The organism is Hydrogenophaga aquatica, assembly GCF_054780915.1.
Genome location: NZ_BAAGVK010000011.1, coordinates 545,975 through 561,739, shown reverse-complemented (window position 1 = coordinate 561,739; position 15,765 = coordinate 545,975). Strand labels below are relative to the sequence as shown.

At 58.8% G+C, this 15,765-nt stretch carries 15 protein-coding genes, 1 tRNA gene and 1 pseudogene; 13 read left to right on the top strand and 4 right to left on the bottom strand.

What is annotated here, in order from left to right; genetic code table 11:
- Positions 1-119 precede the first annotated feature (119 nt).
- The 9 genes and pseudogenes from ACYVHH_RS10040 to ACYVHH_RS10000 all read left to right on the top strand — a co-directional run.
- Positions 120-1,367: a tyrosine-type recombinase/integrase gene (locus ACYVHH_RS10040; protein ID WP_460565000.1), complete on the top strand. Its 1,248-nt coding sequence runs from the start codon at positions 120-122 to the stop codon at positions 1,365-1,367.
- Positions 1,364-1,894 carry a hypothetical protein gene (locus tag ACYVHH_RS10035; protein WP_460564999.1) on the top strand — a complete coding sequence of 177 codons (531 nt, stop codon included), beginning with the start codon at positions 1,364-1,366 and terminating at the stop codon, positions 1,892-1,894. The genes ACYVHH_RS10040 and ACYVHH_RS10035 overlap by 4 nt, the downstream gene beginning before the upstream one ends.
- Positions 1,895-2,326: 432 nt before the next feature.
- Positions 2,327-2,710, top strand: a complete 384-nt coding sequence (locus ACYVHH_RS10030; protein ID WP_460564998.1) for a helix-turn-helix domain-containing protein — start codon at positions 2,327-2,329, stop codon at positions 2,708-2,710.
- 665 nt (positions 2,711-3,375) lie between these two features.
- Positions 3,376-4,044, top strand: coding sequence for a hypothetical protein (locus ACYVHH_RS10025; protein WP_460564997.1), 669 nt, complete (start codon positions 3,376-3,378; stop codon positions 4,042-4,044).
- A 357-nt stretch (positions 4,045-4,401) separates the two neighbouring features.
- Complete coding sequence (locus tag ACYVHH_RS10020) at positions 4,402-4,608, top strand: hypothetical protein (protein WP_460564996.1); 207 nt, start codon at positions 4,402-4,404, stop codon at positions 4,606-4,608.
- 76 nt (positions 4,609-4,684) lie between these two features.
- Entirely contained in the window at positions 4,685-4,927 is a 243-nt protein-coding gene (locus tag ACYVHH_RS10015) for a hypothetical protein (protein WP_460564995.1), read from the top strand.
- Between the two features lie 191 nt (positions 4,928-5,118).
- The gene (locus tag ACYVHH_RS10010) at positions 5,119-6,150 is read left to right on the top strand and encodes a DUF4917 family protein (RefSeq protein ID WP_460564994.1); all 1,032 of its coding nucleotides are present in this window, start codon (positions 5,119-5,121) and stop codon (positions 6,148-6,150) included.
- A gap of 125 nt (positions 6,151-6,275) precedes the next feature.
- Positions 6,276-6,941, top strand: a complete 666-nt coding sequence (locus tag ACYVHH_RS10005; RefSeq protein WP_460564993.1) for a hypothetical protein — start codon at positions 6,276-6,278, stop codon at positions 6,939-6,941.
- 82 nt (positions 6,942-7,023) lie between these two features.
- A pseudogene (locus ACYVHH_RS10000) lies at positions 7,024-7,934 on the top strand (IS5 family transposase); the annotation flags it as partial.
- Between the two features lie 264 nt (positions 7,935-8,198).
- On the opposite strand, the gene ACYVHH_RS09995 reads toward ACYVHH_RS10000, so the two are convergent.
- The 3 genes from ACYVHH_RS09995 to ACYVHH_RS09985 form a co-directional block, all read right to left on the bottom strand.
- Positions 8,199-8,289: transfer RNA gene (locus ACYVHH_RS09995), tRNA-Ser, on the bottom strand.
- Between the two features lie 59 nt (positions 8,290-8,348).
- A complete protein-coding gene (locus ACYVHH_RS09990) occupies positions 8,349-9,266 on the bottom strand; it encodes an SPFH domain-containing protein (RefSeq protein ID WP_460564992.1) in 918 nt (305 codons plus the stop codon).
- A 32-nt stretch (positions 9,267-9,298) separates the two neighbouring features.
- Positions 9,299-9,727 carry an NfeD family protein gene (locus ACYVHH_RS09985; RefSeq protein ID WP_460564991.1) on the bottom strand — a complete coding sequence of 143 codons (429 nt, stop codon included), beginning with the start codon at positions 9,725-9,727 and terminating at the stop codon, positions 9,299-9,301.
- A gap of 118 nt (positions 9,728-9,845) precedes the next feature.
- Between ACYVHH_RS09985 and ACYVHH_RS09980 the strand changes: the two genes are divergently transcribed.
- Positions 9,846-12,140, top strand: a complete 2,295-nt coding sequence (locus tag ACYVHH_RS09980) for an Orn/Lys/Arg family decarboxylase (protein ID WP_460564990.1) — start codon at positions 9,846-9,848, stop codon at positions 12,138-12,140.
- A gap of 63 nt (positions 12,141-12,203) precedes the next feature.
- Positions 12,204-12,422, top strand: coding sequence for a YdcH family protein (locus ACYVHH_RS09975; protein ID WP_460564989.1), 219 nt, complete (start codon positions 12,204-12,206; stop codon positions 12,420-12,422).
- A gap of 1 nt (position 12,423) precedes the next feature.
- Here ACYVHH_RS09975 and ACYVHH_RS09970 read toward each other — a convergent pair whose 3' ends face one another.
- Positions 12,424-12,969, bottom strand: coding sequence for a C40 family peptidase (locus tag ACYVHH_RS09970; RefSeq protein WP_460564988.1), 546 nt, complete (start codon positions 12,967-12,969; stop codon positions 12,424-12,426).
- A gap of 90 nt (positions 12,970-13,059) precedes the next feature.
- Between ACYVHH_RS09970 and ACYVHH_RS09965 the strand changes: the two genes are divergently transcribed.
- The gene (locus tag ACYVHH_RS09965; protein WP_460564987.1) at positions 13,060-13,662 is read left to right on the top strand and encodes an isochorismatase family protein; all 603 of its coding nucleotides are present in this window, start codon (positions 13,060-13,062) and stop codon (positions 13,660-13,662) included.
- A 116-nt stretch (positions 13,663-13,778) separates the two neighbouring features.
- Positions 13,779-15,677, top strand: a complete 1,899-nt coding sequence (locus ACYVHH_RS09960) for a propionate--CoA ligase (protein ID WP_460564986.1) — start codon at positions 13,779-13,781, stop codon at positions 15,675-15,677.
- Positions 15,678-15,765: the final 88 nt, after the last annotated feature.

Here is a 15,765-nt window from a genome sequence, read left to right as displayed (position 1 = left end):
CACCATTTTTCTCTATGTAGATTGGTCTCCTAGCGCATCAATATGTGCCATCCTGTATCATCTCATTGCACCCAGATTGGGCGGGTGTTTGGGCGGGTGAAACATGAAAGGATGGTTCCATGCCAAAAGCTGCCAAAGAGCTTGCCCCGGTCGCGGTCGCTGGGCTGAAACAGCCGGGCATGCACCCAGTGGGCGTCGTCCCAGGCCTTCACCTTCAAGTACTGCCTACCGGTGGACGAACTTGGGTGCTGCGTGTTCGTATTGGAGACCGCCGCCGCGAAATCGGTTTAGGTGGGTTCCCCGATGTGACGCTGGCCCAGGCACGTGAAAAGGCTCGCGAACTGCGGGAGCAAATCCGATCTGGCCGCGACCCGGTGGCAGAAAAGCGCGACGCCAAAAGTGCGACCCGCGCAGCCCAGGCGGCACAGCGCACATTCAAACAATGCGCTGTTGCCTATATCGAGGCACACGAATCAGGCTGGCGCAATGCCAAGCATGCCCAGCAATGGCGAAACAGCCTGGAGCAACATGTTTACCCTGTGCTGGGTGATCTGCATGTCCGTGACATTGGATTGCCCCATGTCATGGATGTGTTGCGCCCGATCTGGACAAGCAAGAACGAGACCGCCTCCCGGCTGCGAGGCCGTATCGAGTCCGTTTTGGACTGGGCCACGGTTCACAAGTACCGCGAAGGTCTCAATCCGGCCCGTTGGAAAGGGCACCTAGACAAGCTGTTGCCTAAGCCGTCGAAGGTCGCGAAGGTGGACCACCACAAAGCCGTCGCAGTAGGTGATGTGGGCGCGTTCCTGGCGCGGCTGCGTCAGTCAAGTGGCATGGGTGCGTTGGCGCTGGAATTTGCCATACTGACCGCTGCGCGATCTGGCGAAGTGAGGGGGGCGACGTTGGCCGAAATCGACCGTGCCGCGAAGGTTTGGATCATCCCCGCAGAGCGCATGAAAGCGGGCAAGGAGCATCGTGTGCCCCTGTCCGATGCGGCCCTGGCGGTGGTCGACCGCGCCGCAGCATTGCCCAGGCTGGCCGCCACTGATCTGCTGTTTCCTGCGCCGCGTGGGGGGCAACTCTCGGACATGACATTGACCGCTGCCATGCGCCGCATGGAGGTTGACGCGGTGCCCCATGGTTTCCGGTCCACTTTCAGGGACTGGGCCGCAGAACGCACAAATTACCCTCGCGAAGTTGCTGAGGCTGCGTTGGCCCATGTCATTTCCGACAAGGTCGAGGCTGCATATCGACGGGGTGATCTGTTCGACAAGCGCCGTCGCATGATGGATGACTGGGCCGCCTTCGTTGCTCGCGTTGAGATACCCACTGATAACGTGGTCTCGCTCAATCGGAGCACAGCATGACCGGCGATGAAGAAATCCACCGCCTTGGGGCGGAGCATTGGGCGCGACCGGTAAATGAGTACCACCTTGCGGTCAAGTTTCATGCACTTCCTGTGCCACCCGAGTCTGCCCCGGATAAGACGCAAGACCTGATTCTTGAGGCGTTCAAGTCGCCAGTGCGCTTGCCAGATGGGGCTTTCTCATTTGACAAAAATCCATTGAAGCGCACGGGCCGTGGCAGACCTTTCAAACGGTCACGCTATGACGATTTTATTGACGCGCTGAGAGGCGCGATCCAACGGCAAGCACGGCTACCAAGACTGAGAGTCGGTGCTAAGAAGCAAGGCAGCTCGGTGGAGATTGCGACCCGAGAAATCGCGGAGATTGTGGCTCGGATTTCTCCGAAGGAACGTGTTACTGCCCCCAAGGTGTGGAATCGTCTGAATGATCGCCGGGTGCAGCGTTTGTACTGTGGGCCAATGGTCAGTGAATGGACCATTCAGAAAGTCCTTGCTGATCTGAGGCGAAAGGGACTTATCCCCAAATGATCTGAACCAAGTATTTCAAACGGGTGCGCTGAAAGTCGAGCCGTGTCTAACTTCACGGAGCGAAAAATGCCCACCACAAGAAGCGCGGATGTCTCACGACTCCGCCTTGTTGATCAGAAAGCCCTTGAAGGCTTCGATCAACTTCCCGGGAGCGCCAACGTGCGCCTGCCCGTGGTTGCTGCGCTGTGCGGGGTCTCCCCCGTCACTGTCTGGCGCTGGAGTAAGTCAGGCCGCTTGCCGACACCCCGTCGCCTGTCTGAAGGCGTGACTGGGTGGAACGTTGGCGAACTGCGCCGCCACATAGTGAAGCAAGCGTAATGGGTGGCAGCCATGAAAAAGCCCCCCATCCTAAGAGCAAGGAGCCGCTCTACCGATGCGGCCCCTTTGGAAACCGAGCGCCAAAGCCAAGGCACCCCTCGCAATTCTGCCGCTATGCAACGCACTGCACAACTGGTTGCGTCCGGTTCGCGTGCCGCTGTTGTTACGTCGCTGCGCGACCGTGCCCGCCTTACACGCCAGCACGCGCCGAAAGAACACACGCCGCCTGAGCGCCGCGCCCGGCTGTTGCAACTGTTGCGTGACCACAGTGGCAACACAGCCGAAACACAAGCTCGCCGGATGCTGTTGGCGCTGGAGGGTGGACCTGCCACCACTATCGAACTGCGCCGCTATCTCGATGTGATGCAGGTATCGACCCGCATCTATGAGTTGCGCAGCGACGGGCACCATATCGATACCGTGTGGGTGCAGCAAGAGACCGACTCCGGTAAACCGCACCGCGTGGCCTTGTATGTGTTGCGTGCGAGGGCGCGATGAATGGGCCGGGACAAAAAGCGTGGTATCGCGGTAAGCGGCGCATGGCTACCGGCGCCACTCGCGTTCCTCCGGTCCCGCGCATGCGCCGAACTGTCGCCGCACGCAGCAAAACTGTTCCTGGACCTGTTGGGCATGCTTGGGCCGAACGCGTCGCGCAATGGCGATCTTTCACTTGCGCCCGCAATTATGCGTGTGCGTGGATGGTCTGGCCGCACCTCGTTGGAGGCTGCTACCAAGGAGCTTGTCGAGGCAAAGCTGTTGATTCAAACCCGGCAGGGAGGGCGGAAGGATTGCAGCCTGTGGGCCGTAACCCTGTACCCGTTGGCTTGCGACTTGAACAAGATCGAGGTTCGGCCCGGTTGTTACCTGACCACGGATTACAGCGGCGCAAATGGTGTGCAGGAGAAGCCGCCTACTGCCGATCGGCCCGCAGTCTGGCGACGTGCCAGAAAAAACACTTCGGCATGCCCCGCCACGGGACAAACCGTGACCGAACTGTCCCGCCATGGGACGAAGTAACCCGGTGTAGTAAGCGAGAAAGGGCAGTTTGTACCGCCACGGGACAAAACCCCGAAAAAGCTGCGCTGACTTTGTACCGCTGCGGGGCACCTTTCTAAACAAGCCATCTCCCCAGCTTTCCCCCAACCTATCCCAAGGAGTGATCCATGACAACGAAATCCCAGGCCATCAAACAGCTGGCCGCAATCAAAACCGAACGCGACCGACTGAGCGCCGAAGCCCAGGTCATCAATGCCAAGGCTGACACCTTGCGCGATCAACTGGCCGACCTGGAAGCCGCTGCAACTGGTGACGCCGAAGCCGTGGTCGCTGCAACTGCCGCGCTGGCCACTGCGCTTGAAGCTGGCGACCGGGAAGCCATCGAGAGCGCCCGAAATCGAGCCGCTGCCGCATCAAAAGCCGCAGCGATGGCTAACGGACGCGAAACGGAAATAACGGCGCTCAGGGTCGCACTCGCTGGACTGCAAGAGAAGGCTCGACCGCTTGGGCAGCGCATGATGGAGCTTGCCGAGCATGAAAAGGGGCTGACCGGGCAACGCCTGGACGAAGTTGCTGCTGAAGTTGCCCAACGCTACCAAGCCAAGATGTGCGAGCTTGCGCTGATCGTGGCTGAGGCCCAGGCGCTGGCCGTGACCGCCATCAGGATCGACCGACCCGGCAACTATGCCCCGCCGCCCTACGCCGTGCCTTCGCTGGTAGGGGAGAGCATTTGCGCGAGTGGCCGCGTGGCGATTGATCTGGCTCCAATGCGTGACAAGGCCATTTCCAAACTGGTTGGTGGCTTGCAAGCTGAAGGCTTCGAGGTGGGGATGTGATCGTGACGAGGACCCGCGCAATTGCCACGGTTGGCGAGCCTCTAGGCCAAGCGCCGCGTGGTTTTCAGGGCGACCCTCCCCCCCGCCGAAGTCGAGTGATTCTTCGCACGCTAGATGATGTATCGGTGGAGCTTGCCCGCTTGTATCGCAGGGCCGAGCGCGGCCAGATTCCCACGGCAGACGCCTCAAGGCTGGCTTATATGCTCACAAGCTTGGCGAGGGTGTTGGAGGCTGCTCGACAGTCTCCCCTCCCAATCGCCGAAACCATTTCCACCAACACCATGCAACCGCTAAGCCTCGCTGACTTATATCGAGCTATGGAGGCGCTCCGGTTGGACCGACTGGAGGGGGCAACCCATGACACCCAACCTTGACCAGTCTGATGACATCGATGCCCGGGACATGGTGAACGCCCGAGAGGTCCTCACCATGTTCAGACACGGCTTCGCCGAACTGAGCGCCGATGAGCAACTGCAAGAGGTGGCTTCGTTCGTACTTGAGCGCCGTGAGGAACTTGCGCGTTCGCCGGAATTGCAACAGTGGCTGGCGGCTGGGCTCAATTGAGGTGCTGCCCTCCATGTACAAGCATGAAGTTACGTGGCATATTTGCAGTGGTCCAAATGATACTTGGAGAAGCTTGATGCCACGCCATGATGTTACGGTTGCAATTCCCCAGAAGCTCGTGCTTTCAAAGGATGTTGAGTTTGAGGTTAAGTCCGATGGGAAACTGCTGGGTAACCTATTGATCAGCAAGGGGAACATCGAATGGAGGCCTGCAAAAGCCAGCGTTAACAAACTCCGCCTCTCGTGGGAGAGATTCGCTGCGCTGATGTCGGAAGAAGGCTCAAACGCCAAGATCAAGAACGGGAATTCACAAGGCTGATGGGTACATGCCAATCGCAATTTATGTAGCCATTTTTTTGGGCGGGTGCAAACATGAAGGCCACCTGTAGTCCGCTTGATTCCTTGTTTCTTGGCTGAGCAGTGATCATGGCCCCCGAACCTGCTCAGGTCAGGATGCATCATTTTTTGATGTGCCCGGGGTTTCGAGCCACTCCGAGCCCAAATTGAGTTATGGTCAACAATATGAAGCGAATAAAAATTAGATCTTGGGTCGACATAGCGGGTGAGAGTTGGAGTTCTCTGATTCTGGGCAACGGTGCCAGTATCGCCATCCACAAGGATTTTGCATACCCAACACTACATGGCATTGCAAATGCAAAAGGACTGCTCGCTAAAACTGCCCCAATATTCGCTAAGCTCGGGACAACCGATTTCGAGCATGTTCTGCTCGCGTGCTGGTATGCCGAGCACGTCAATGGGGCATTGGGGAACCCGTTCGCCGTCATCTCGTCAGCCTATGAGGAGGTCCGTACAGCGCTGATCGAAGCTGTGCACAGTGTGCACCCAGCGCATGCCAATGTTGCCGCCGACCTTCAGCGGGTCGGTTTGTTTGCTAGCGTCTTTCCCACTGTCGTTAGTTTGAACTACGACCTCACCTTCTACTGGGCCATGCTGCTGTTCAACGCGGAGAACGGAAGTTGGTTCAAGGATGCATTCCACGACGGGGAGTTTCAAACGGATTGGGAATATTTGCGGCGACCCTATGGGCACGCTTCAGGAGCAACATTAGTCTTCTATCCTCATGGCAATCTTGCGGTTGCGCGTGACTACCTTGGTGATGAAACTAAGCTAGCTGTTGGCGTGGGATCCCCAGGTGACTTACTAGACACCATAACTCGGAGGTGGGCGTCCGGGCAATATGTGCCCGTGTTTGTTAGCGAGGGAACCACTCATCAGAAGTTTGCAGCGATTCGTCGTAGTCGCTACCTGACGAACGTATATGAAGAGGTCCTTCCTGCCCTGGGAGAGAGGCTGGTCGTTTATGGATGGAGCTTTGACGAGCGCGATCAGCATGTGCTCGATGCCATCGCGAAGAGTCAACCAAAGCAAATGGCCATTTCGGTATTTACGGGTCTACCAGATGGAGATCAGCAGGCGTTCTGTCACCAGGTCCTCAAGGCCGTTGGTCGATACTTGCCAGATGCCGATGTGACGTTCTTTGATCCCCGGAGCCCGGGTTGCTGGAACGAACCTCTCACGTAAGGCTATGTGAATATATTGATCGCAATATCGCCACCACGAATCTTTCGGTCAACGCAAGCAAGCGCATTTTGCTGAAAAACTCAAGATGAGGTCCCTCTCTCTCCCAGTTAATCTGCTGATTATTAATGAAAGAATTTGAAGTGAATAATCTTATTACTACTGGTCATAAAAATAAGAGACTCACCACCGATCAATTCATTGAGTGGTTGATAAAAAGAAATCAAGAGAGGTGTGTGGAGCTATTTGGGTTGGAAAAATACATTATGAATGTTGAGGAAAAAGATGGCTTTACTCTCATAAGTACTTATAATGGATCAATCTACACCTTGCCATTCAATAAAAACAGTCACGACGATTTGGTTGATCTGACTGGATACAGGGTTACTCTATATCCTAAGGATTATGGAGGCTACGAATTGGAGGCTTTTTTTATATGGAACTGGGAAAGGCCTGTGAATTCAAGTGATTTTGGATTTCTGGTGATAAATAAAGTTGTCGATGTTCAGGTCAATGATTTTGGTGGATCATTGTTATTTGAGAACGGAGATGAACTAAAAATACCATATAAAGAATATGAGAGGCCGTATTTCAGAGCATCAAAAAAGACGCATGGCGATGACGCGGCACAGGAGGGTTTTAAGATTGACTTTGCTTCAAAAATGGCTGAAATAAAGTGCAAATTCATTGGTAAATTTGTGGTGTACAGTACAAATCTTAAGTCTGTCGATGTTGCCCGAATTTCATATAACACAGATATTTGCGCATACGAGGATTCTGCTTATCGGGAATGAGCATAAATAGAGGCTTTGTTGCGTAAAGGCCCCGCAGCAGGTGTAGGCTCGGCACAGGAGTGAAAGCAAGCGCCCGCGTGGCAAGTACAAGACGACAAACTGGCGGACTACAAAAAAGCACTCAAGGCCCGTGGGTCACTGACGGTCTGGCTAGACAAGGGCATGCAGTGGTATGCCACTGCCACCGGCAAGCGAGGCCGCCAGCCCACGCTCTCCAATGCCGCCATCCAGTTCTGCTTGAGCATCAAGTGCTTGTTCGGTCTGGATCTGCGTCGAAGCCTTGGATTGGTCGAAAGCCTGTTGCGTCTGGCCGGCCTGGACTGGAAGGTGCCAGACTTCAGCACTGTGTGCCGACGCCAAAAGTCCCTGGGTGTGACACTACCCTATCGCCCAATTACCACCGCATTGGATTTGCTGGTCGGCAGCATCGGCATCAAGTTTCTGGGTGAAGGCGAGAGGAAATGCAAGAAACACGGGGCCGAATGCCGGCGCCAGTGGCGCAAGGTACACCCGGCCATTGATGCCCACACACTGGACATCCGCGCCATTGAAGTCACCGATAACGGCATGGGCGATGCGTCGATGTTGACGGAACTGCTGAGCCAAATTCGAGCGGACGAACCGCTTGCCAGCGTGGGCGGCGATGGCGCTTACGACACCAAGGCTTGCCATGCGGCGATAGCCCAACGCAACGCGCAGGCCATCGTCCCACCACGCAAAAACGCACGGGCTTGGAAGTCCACCCAGACGGGAGCGGCATCACGCAACGAGGCACTGTGAGCATGTCAGCGACTCGGACGGTGTATCTGGAAGAAGTGGAGCGGTTACCACCGCCGCAGTTTGGTGGAAACAAAAATGAACTGCTTTAAACGGTTGGGTGAACGGGTGATGGCCAGGACGTTCGAGCGTCAGGTGACGGAGTTGCACGTCCGCGTGGCCTTGCTCAACCGGTTGAGTCAACTTGGACGACCGGTGACGGTAGCTCTGGGGTAAATACGTCCGTGGTTGGGGTTAGGCCGTCTCCATCAGGAGTTGTGCAACAACGCCACAGCTAGGACGTCCGGTGACGCTGGCCGTGGCATAAATCCGGCTGGGATGAGGACATTGCGTCCCATTATTGCTTTGTGCAACAAAGCCCCGTCTCGCCCAAGCTTTGTACAACAAGGCTAGTACAACCTAACCACAATTTTTGTTGGCGGGTTTTTGGGCGGGTGCAAACAAAAAAGCGGCCTGGAGGCCGCTAGTTTGCTTGTTTCTTGGCGGAGAGGGCGGGATTCGAACCCGCGGTGGGCTATTAACCCACACACGCTTTCCAGGCGTGCGACTTAAACCGCTCATCCACCTCTCCGTGAAGCCCTGCATTCTACAACGAGTTTGGCTCGCTTTTTGGTTGAGCCTCGCAAAAGTTCAGGAAGGTGTCTTCATCGTCTTGACCATTTGCATGGCCGAGCCTATCAAGTGGCTCACTTCCGACATGTTTCCCGGGACGATCAGGGTGGTGGTGGCGTCAGCCGCGACACGGCCATAGGCTTCCACTGCCTTTTCCGCCACTTTCAGTTGCACGGCCTGTTCACCGCCTTCGGTCCGGATGGCAGTCGCGATGCGTTCAATCGCCTTGGCAGACGCCTCCGCCACGGTCAGGATCGCGGCGGCCTCGCCCTGGGCCTGGTTGATGGCGGCCTGCTTGTCGCCCTCCGAGCGTGCGATGGCGGCCTCGCGCTCACCCGTTGCAATGTTGATCTGCTCCTGCTTGCGGCCTTCCGACGCGGCGATGAGTGCGCGCTTCTCCCGTTCGGCGGTGATCTGGGCCTGCATGGACCGCAGAATCTCCGCAGGCGGGGTGAGGTCCTTGATCTCGTAGCGCAATACCTTCACGCCCCAGTTCAGCGCAGCCTCGTCGATCGCGTTGACGACCTGTGCGTTGATCATCTCGCGCTCTTCGAAGGTCTTGTCTAGCTCAAGCTTGCCGATGACGCTGCGCAAGGTGGTCTGAACCAGCTGGGTCACTGCCATGATGTAGTTGGACGAACCATAGCTGGCGCGCATCGGGTCGGTCACCTGGAAGTACAGGATGCCGTCCACCTGCAGCTGCGTGTTGTCCTTGGTGATGCAGACCTGGCTGGGCACATCCAGGGGAATTTCCTTCAGGCTGTGCTTGTAGGCTACCTTGTCGATGAAAGGCACCAGGAAGTTAAGGCCCGGGGTCAGCGTGCCCGCGTACTTGCCCAGTCTTTCCTTCACCCAGGCGTTCTGTTGTGGCACGACCTTGATCGACTTGATGACGAAGATGGCCGCTATGACCAGCAGGAGAAAGGCAATTTCCATGTTGTTGATCCCTTGGGTTGCTCAAGAACGATTCACTGTGGCTCAACGATGAGCCGGTTGCCCTGGACCGCGACGATGCGGTAGTTTCCCGGTGGCGCATCTGCGCTGGGCGTGCGCAGGGATACGGTCCAGTCCGCGCCACGGTATCTCACATGCGCACTGCCATCGGTGTTCCAGTTTTCCACCCGCACCGCTTGCCCAATGTCCAGGTTCACATCCTGGTTGTCAGAGGCGGGCAGGGCAGGGCCGCGGCGCTTTCGCAACCTTTGCCACAGCACGACGGCCCCGCCGCCGCCCAGGGCTGCTGCCACCAGTTGCGTGCTCACGGACAGCTCCAGATGCGCGGCAACGGCGCCAGCCACCAGCCCTACGGCCAGCATGAGCAGAAAAAATGTGCCGGTGACAAGTTCCAGGGCCACGGCGGCCCCGGCAAGCAGCCACCAGACGGTGGACTCGGTCATGTACAGTCCTTTCTGACGTGTCCACAGGCCCGTGGGGGCCTGCGCATGAACCATTTTGGTTCAAAAAGGCGCCAACTTGCCCACAGGCCGACACATTATTTACGTACACTTGGGCGCCATGAAATTCCGCTTCCCCATCGTCATCATCGACGAAGACTTTCGCTCCGAAAACACCTCCGGCCTGGGCATCCGCGCCCTGGCGCAGGCGATCGAGAGCGAAGGCTTCGAAGTCGTCGGCGTCACCAGCTACGGCGATCTTTCCCAGTTCGCCCAGCAGCAAAGCCGTGCCAGCGCCTTCATTCTGTCGATTGACGACGAGGAGGTCACTGGCAACCCCGACCTGGACCCCGCAGTTCAAAACCTGCGCAACTTCATCGCCGAGGTGCGCCGCAAGAATGCCGAGGTGCCCATCTACGTCTATGGAGAGACCAAGACCAGCCGGCACTTGCCCAACGACATCCTGCGCGAACTGCACGGTTTCATCCACATGTTCGAGGACACGCCGGAGTTCGTGGCGCGCCACATCATCCGCGAAGCCAAGAGCTACCTGGAAGGCATCCAGCCGCCGTTCTTCAAGGCGTTGCTCGACTACGCCGAGGACGGCTCCTACTCCTGGCACTGCCCCGGGCATTCCGGTGGCGTGGCTTTTCTGAAGTCACCCGTTGGCCAGATGTTCCACCAGTTCTTTGGCGAGAACATGCTGCGCGCGGACGTCTGCAACGCGGTGGAGGAACTCGGCCAGCTGCTGGACCACAACGGCGCCATTGGCGAAAGCGAACGCAACGCGGCCCGCATCTTCAACGCCGACCACTGCTTCTTCGTCACCAACGGCACCAGCACGTCGAACAAGATGGTCTGGCACCACACCGTGGCGCCCGGCGACGTGGTGGTGGTCGACCGCAACTGCCACAAATCCATCCTGCACAGCATCATCATGACGGGTGCCATCCCCGTCTTCCTCAAGCCGACGCGCAACCACTGGGGCATCATCGGCCCTATCCCGCAGAGCGAATTCGAGCCCGAGGCCATTCGCGCCAAGATTGCCGCCAACCCTTTGCTCGAGGGCGTCGACCCTGCTACGGTCAAGCCCCGCATCCTCACGCTCACGCAGTCCACCTACGACGGCGTGCTCTACAACACCGAGACCATCAAGCAGTTGCTCGACGGGTACGTCGACAACCTGCATTTCGATGAGGCTTGGCTGCCCCACGCGGCGTTCCATCCCTTCTATGGCCCCTTCCATGCCATGGGCAAGAAGCGTGCGCGGCCGAAGGAGTCGGTGGTGTACGCCACGCAGTCCATCCACAAGCTGCTGGCAGGCATCAGCCAGGCCAGCCATGTGCTGGTGCAGGACTCGCAACACACCAAGCTGGACAGGCACCTCTTCAACGAGGCCTACCTGATGCATACCAGCACCAGCCCGCAGTACAGCATCATCGCCAGCTGCGACGTGGCCGCCGCGATGATGGAGCCGCCTGGCGGCACCGCGCTGGTGGAAGAAAGCATTGCCGAGGCGCTGGACTTCCGCCGTGCCATGCGCAAGGTGGACGCCGAGTTCGGCGACAACGACTGGTGGTTCCAGGTCTGGGGACCTGAGGAGCTGGCCGAGGAGGGTGTGGGGCAGGCCAAGGATTGGGTGCTGGGTCGCACCGACGCCGAAGGCCACCAGCCCGCCAGTGGGCAGGGCGCGTGGCACGGCTTTGGCGACATGGCCCCCGGTTTCAACATGCTGGACCCCATCAAGGCCACCATCGTCACCCCCGGCCTCAACATGAACGGCGACTTCGCTGCCTCAGGCATACCGGCCAGCATCGTCACCAAGTTCCTCGCCGAGCACGGCGTGGTGGTCGAGAAGACCGGGCTGTACTCGTTCTTCATCATGTTCACCATCGGCATCACCAAGGGCCGCTGGAACACGCTGCTGACGGCGTTGCAGCAGTTCAAGGACGACTACGACAAGAACCAGCCCATGTGGCGCGTGATGCCCGAGTTCTGCCAGAAGCAGCGCCGTTACGAGCGCATGGGGCTGCGCGACCTCTGCCAGTTCGTGCACGAGATGTACGCCAGGTACGACATTGCCCGCTTGACCACCGAGATGTACCTGAGCGACCTGACGCCGGCCATGAAGCCGACCGATGCCTACGCCCAGATCGCCCACCGCAACACCGAGCGTGTTCCCGTTGACGACCTCGAAGGGCGCATCACCACAGCGCTCATCACGCCTTACCCGCCGGGTATCCCGCTGCTCATTCCTGGCGAGGTATTCAACAAGAAGATCGTGGACTACCTGAAGTTCTCACGCGAATTCGCGCTGAAGTGCCCGGGTTTCGAGACCGACATCCACGGCCTGGTGGTGGAAGAGGGGCTTGACGGTGTCAAGCGGTATTTTGCGGACTGCGTGAAGAAGGTTTGAACCAGATCAAAGTGCCGACTGGCTTGGGCGGTGAGAATGGAACAGTCATTTTGAGGAGTACCCATGTTTCCTGAATACCGCGACCTGATCACCCAGCTCAAGACCTCGGACCACCATTTCACGCGTCTTTTCGACAAGCACAACGAACTTGATCAGCAGATCAAGAACATGGAGAGCCACATTGCGCCGGCCACTCCAGAAGAGATCGAGGTGTTGAAGAAGGAGAAGCTGCAGCTCAAGGACGAGCTGTACTCCATTCTGCGCAAAGCTTCGGCGGCCTGAGTCAGGTGCCCGCGGGTGCCTTGTCCGAGGGCTGAGGCACCCGACGCGCGCCATTGAAGCGCTGTACCCAGTAGCCCTTGCTCATGTCCTCTACCCGCACGGATGCACCGCTGCGGGGGGAGTGGATGAATTTCCCGTCACCAATGTAGATGCCGACATGGCTGAAGGCATGGCGCATGGTGTTGTAGAAAACCAGGTCGCCAGGACGCAGTTCCTCTGTCGAGATCTTCTGTGTGACCTCGGCCTGTTCCGCTGCCCGGCGCGGCAGCAGCAGGCCGGCGCTTTGTTCGTAGATTGCGCGGACGAAGCCGCTGCAGTCAAAACCCGTTTCGAACGACTCACCGCCCCGCTTGTACGGGACACCCAAAAAACCCATGGCATGAATCACGAGTTCGGAGGCTTTTTCGCGGACACTGTCCAGACGCTCGATCAGCCCCCGCTGGCTCAGAAAGCCTGCCAGCGAGTCGCCCGGGGCGGGTTCGGCCTGAACCTGGGCGGCTGAAAACAGCAACCCTGTGACCAAAGCAATTGTCGTCAAACGGCGCATGCGGTGCAGGTTAATTTGAAAATACTGTAAAGTCAATGACTTATACAGTTTTGTGAATGTATTTGCGTTAACGCAACGGAGCTCTCAACCATGCTGCTAGATGTGCAGGACAGCCAGCTCGTACTGGTCGATTATCAGGCCAAATTGATGCCGGTCATTCATCAGGGGGGCGATGTGCTGGCCCGTGCCACGTTTTTGGCCAAGGTGGCGCGCCTGCTGGACGTGCCCGTATGGGGCACGGAGCAGAACCCGGAGAAGCTGGGCCTCAACGATGCTGCGGTGCGCGATCTGTGCCAGAAGACGTTCTCGAAGACCAGTTTCGACGCCAGCCAGTCGGGCCTGGTGCAAGCTTTGCGCCCGGCGCCCAAGAGCAGTGGCAACGCACGCAGCCTGCCCAAGCACTTGCAGAAAGCAGCTCCGCCGGCGCCTGGCCGTTCTACGGTGGTTCTGGCAGGCGTGGAGGCCCATGTGTGCCTTTTGCAAACCGCACTGGGCTTGCTGGAACAGGAGTTTGACGTGTGGGTGGTGACCGATGCCTGCGGTTCCCGCCGCGAGCGGGACCGCGACGCGGCTTTTGACCGCCTGGCGGGCAACGGTGTCGAGCTGGTGACGAGCGAGATGGTGGCTTTTGAGTGGCTTGAAGACTGCGAGCACCCCAACTTCCGCGATGTGCTGCAGCTGATCAAGGGTTGATTCGATCTGGCAGGGCGCCCTGGTTGCTTGTCAGGGACATGCAAGCCGCCTATCCATAATTATGAATTCACTTTGAGGCGGCGCTTTTCCTGTCCGCCCCTGCCAGGAGACTTCCCATGTCAGCCACCAGCTACAACGCTTTCTACCGCCGCTCCATCGATGACCGTGATGCCTTCTGGGCAGAGCAGGCCCAGCTGATCGACTGGCACAAGCCTTACGAGCGTGTCTGCAATTACGACAACCCGCCGTTTGCGCGCTGGTACGAAGGGGGGCTGACCAACCTGTGCCACAACGCCGTGGACCGCCACCTCAAGGACCGCGCCGATCAGAATGCACTGATCTTCGTATCCACCGAGACCGATACCGAAAAAACCTACAGCTTCAAAGAGCTGCATGCCGAGGTGCAGCGCATGGCGGCCATCCTGAAGGGGCTGGGCGTTGGCAAGGGCGACCGCGTGCTGATCTACATGCCCATGATTGCCGAGGCCTGCTTCGCCATGCTGGCCTGCGCGCGCATCGGTGCCATCCACTCGGTGGTGTTTGGCGGCTTTGCCAGCCACAGTCTGGCCAGCCGCATTGACGACGCACAGCCCAAGGTCATCGTCAGTGCCGACGCCGGCATGCGCGGTGGCAAGGTCGTGCCCTACAAGCACCTGCTGGACGAGGCCATTCACCTGTCCACGAACAAGCCCGCCAAGGTGCTGATGGTCAACCGTGGACTGGCCGACCTGGCGCCCGTGGCTGGGCGCGATGCGGATTACACCGAACTGCGCCAGAAGCACATGGATGCCCAGGTGCCTTGCGAGTGGGTGGAGAGCACCCACCCCAGCTACATCCTGTACACCAGCGGCACTACCGGCAAGCCCAAGGGCGTGCAGCGCGACACCGCCGGTTACGCCGTGGCGCTGGCCGCGTCCATGAAACACATCTACATGGGCGAGCCGGGCGAGACTTATTTCTCCACCAGCGACATCGGTTGGGTGGTGGGGCACAGCTACATCATCTACGGGCCGCTGATCAACGGCATGGCCACCATCATGTACGAGGGCCTGCCCATCCGGCCAGACGCGGGCATCTGGTGGAGTCTGGTGGAAAAGTACAAGGTGTCCGTGATGTTCTCGGCGCCCACGGCGGCGCGCGTCCTGAAGAAGCAGGATCCGGCCTACCTGACCAAGTACGACCTGTCCAGCCTGAAGGCCTTGTTCCTGGCAGGCGAGCCGCTGGACGAACCCACGGCCACCTGGATTGCGGATGCCATCAAGAAGCCGATCATCGACAACTACTGGCAGACGGAGACTGGCTGGCCCATCATGGCCATCTGCAACGGCGTGGAAAAGGCGCCTACCAAGTTTGGCTCACCGGGCAAGGCCGTCTACGGCTATGACGTCAGGCTCATCGACGAGTCGAGCGGCGAGGAGATCAACGAACCCAACAAGAAGGGTGTGATTGCCGTGGAAGGGCCGTTGCCGCCCGGCTGCCTGCAGACCGTCTGGGGCGACGACGAGCGTTACGTCAAGACGTACTGGTCCAGCATCCACGGGCGCACCATGTACAGCACCTTCGACTGGGGTGTGCGCGACGAGGAGGGCTATTTCTTCATCCTGGGCCGCACTGACGACGTGATCAACGTGGCGGGCCACCGGCTGGGCACTCGGGAGATCGAGGAAAGCATTTCCAGCCATCCGGCCGTGGCCGAGGTGGCGGTGGTCGGCGTGGCTGACCAGCTCAAGGGACAGGTCGCGGTGGCGTTCGCCGTGCTCAAGGACGCAAGCCTGGCTGCCTCCGACGCCGACGCCCTCAAGCTGGAGGGGGCAATCATGAAGGTGGTTGACGATCAGCTGGGGGCGGTGGCGCGACCGGCGCGTGTGCGGTTTGTCTCGGTGTTGCCGAAGACGCGCAGCGGCAAGCTGCTGCGGCGCGCCATACAGGCGGTGTGCGAGGGGCGCGATCCCGGAGACCTGACCACGATGGACGATCCTGCCGCGCTGCAGCAGATCCGCGACCTGGTTGCCTGAAGGCATCGGTCTGCCATCAAGGAGGGGGGCTGGAGGGCGGGGAAATCCGCCCTTGTATTTGTGCGTTCTGTCGTTATGATAGACATGT

What these genes read in the sequence shown, in the direction of transcription:
- ACYVHH_RS10040 (WP_460565000.1), top strand. Translation starts at nt 120, where the DNA reads ATGCCAAAAGCTGCCAAAGAGCTTGCCCCGGTCGCGGTCGCTGGGCTG.
- ACYVHH_RS10035 (WP_460564999.1), top strand. Translation starts at nt 1,364, where the DNA reads ATGACCGGCGATGAAGAAATCCACCGCCTTGGGGCGGAGCATTGGGCG.
- ACYVHH_RS10030 (WP_460564998.1), top strand. Translation starts at nt 2,327, where the DNA reads ATGCAACGCACTGCACAACTGGTTGCGTCCGGTTCGCGTGCCGCTGTT.
- ACYVHH_RS10025 (WP_460564997.1), top strand. Translation starts at nt 3,376, where the DNA reads ATGACAACGAAATCCCAGGCCATCAAACAGCTGGCCGCAATCAAAACC.
- ACYVHH_RS10020 (WP_460564996.1), top strand. Translation starts at nt 4,402, where the DNA reads ATGACACCCAACCTTGACCAGTCTGATGACATCGATGCCCGGGACATG.
- ACYVHH_RS10015 (WP_460564995.1), top strand. Translation starts at nt 4,685, where the DNA reads ATGCCACGCCATGATGTTACGGTTGCAATTCCCCAGAAGCTCGTGCTT.
- ACYVHH_RS10010 (WP_460564994.1), top strand. Translation starts at nt 5,119, where the DNA reads ATGGTCAACAATATGAAGCGAATAAAAATTAGATCTTGGGTCGACATA.
- ACYVHH_RS10005 (WP_460564993.1), top strand. Translation starts at nt 6,276, where the DNA reads ATGAAAGAATTTGAAGTGAATAATCTTATTACTACTGGTCATAAAAAT.
- ACYVHH_RS09990 (WP_460564992.1), bottom strand. Translation starts at nt 9,266, where the DNA reads ATGGAAATTGCCTTTCTCCTGCTGGTCATAGCGGCCATCTTCGTCATC.
- ACYVHH_RS09985 (WP_460564991.1), bottom strand. Translation starts at nt 9,727, where the DNA reads ATGACCGAGTCCACCGTCTGGTGGCTGCTTGCCGGGGCCGCCGTGGCC.
- ACYVHH_RS09980 (WP_460564990.1), top strand. Translation starts at nt 9,846, where the DNA reads ATGAAATTCCGCTTCCCCATCGTCATCATCGACGAAGACTTTCGCTCC.
- ACYVHH_RS09975 (WP_460564989.1), top strand. Translation starts at nt 12,204, where the DNA reads ATGTTTCCTGAATACCGCGACCTGATCACCCAGCTCAAGACCTCGGAC.
- ACYVHH_RS09970 (WP_460564988.1), bottom strand. Translation starts at nt 12,969, where the DNA reads ATGCGCCGTTTGACGACAATTGCTTTGGTCACAGGGTTGCTGTTTTCA.
- ACYVHH_RS09965 (WP_460564987.1), top strand. Translation starts at nt 13,060, where the DNA reads ATGCTGCTAGATGTGCAGGACAGCCAGCTCGTACTGGTCGATTATCAG.
- ACYVHH_RS09960 (WP_460564986.1), top strand. Translation starts at nt 13,779, where the DNA reads ATGTCAGCCACCAGCTACAACGCTTTCTACCGCCGCTCCATCGATGAC.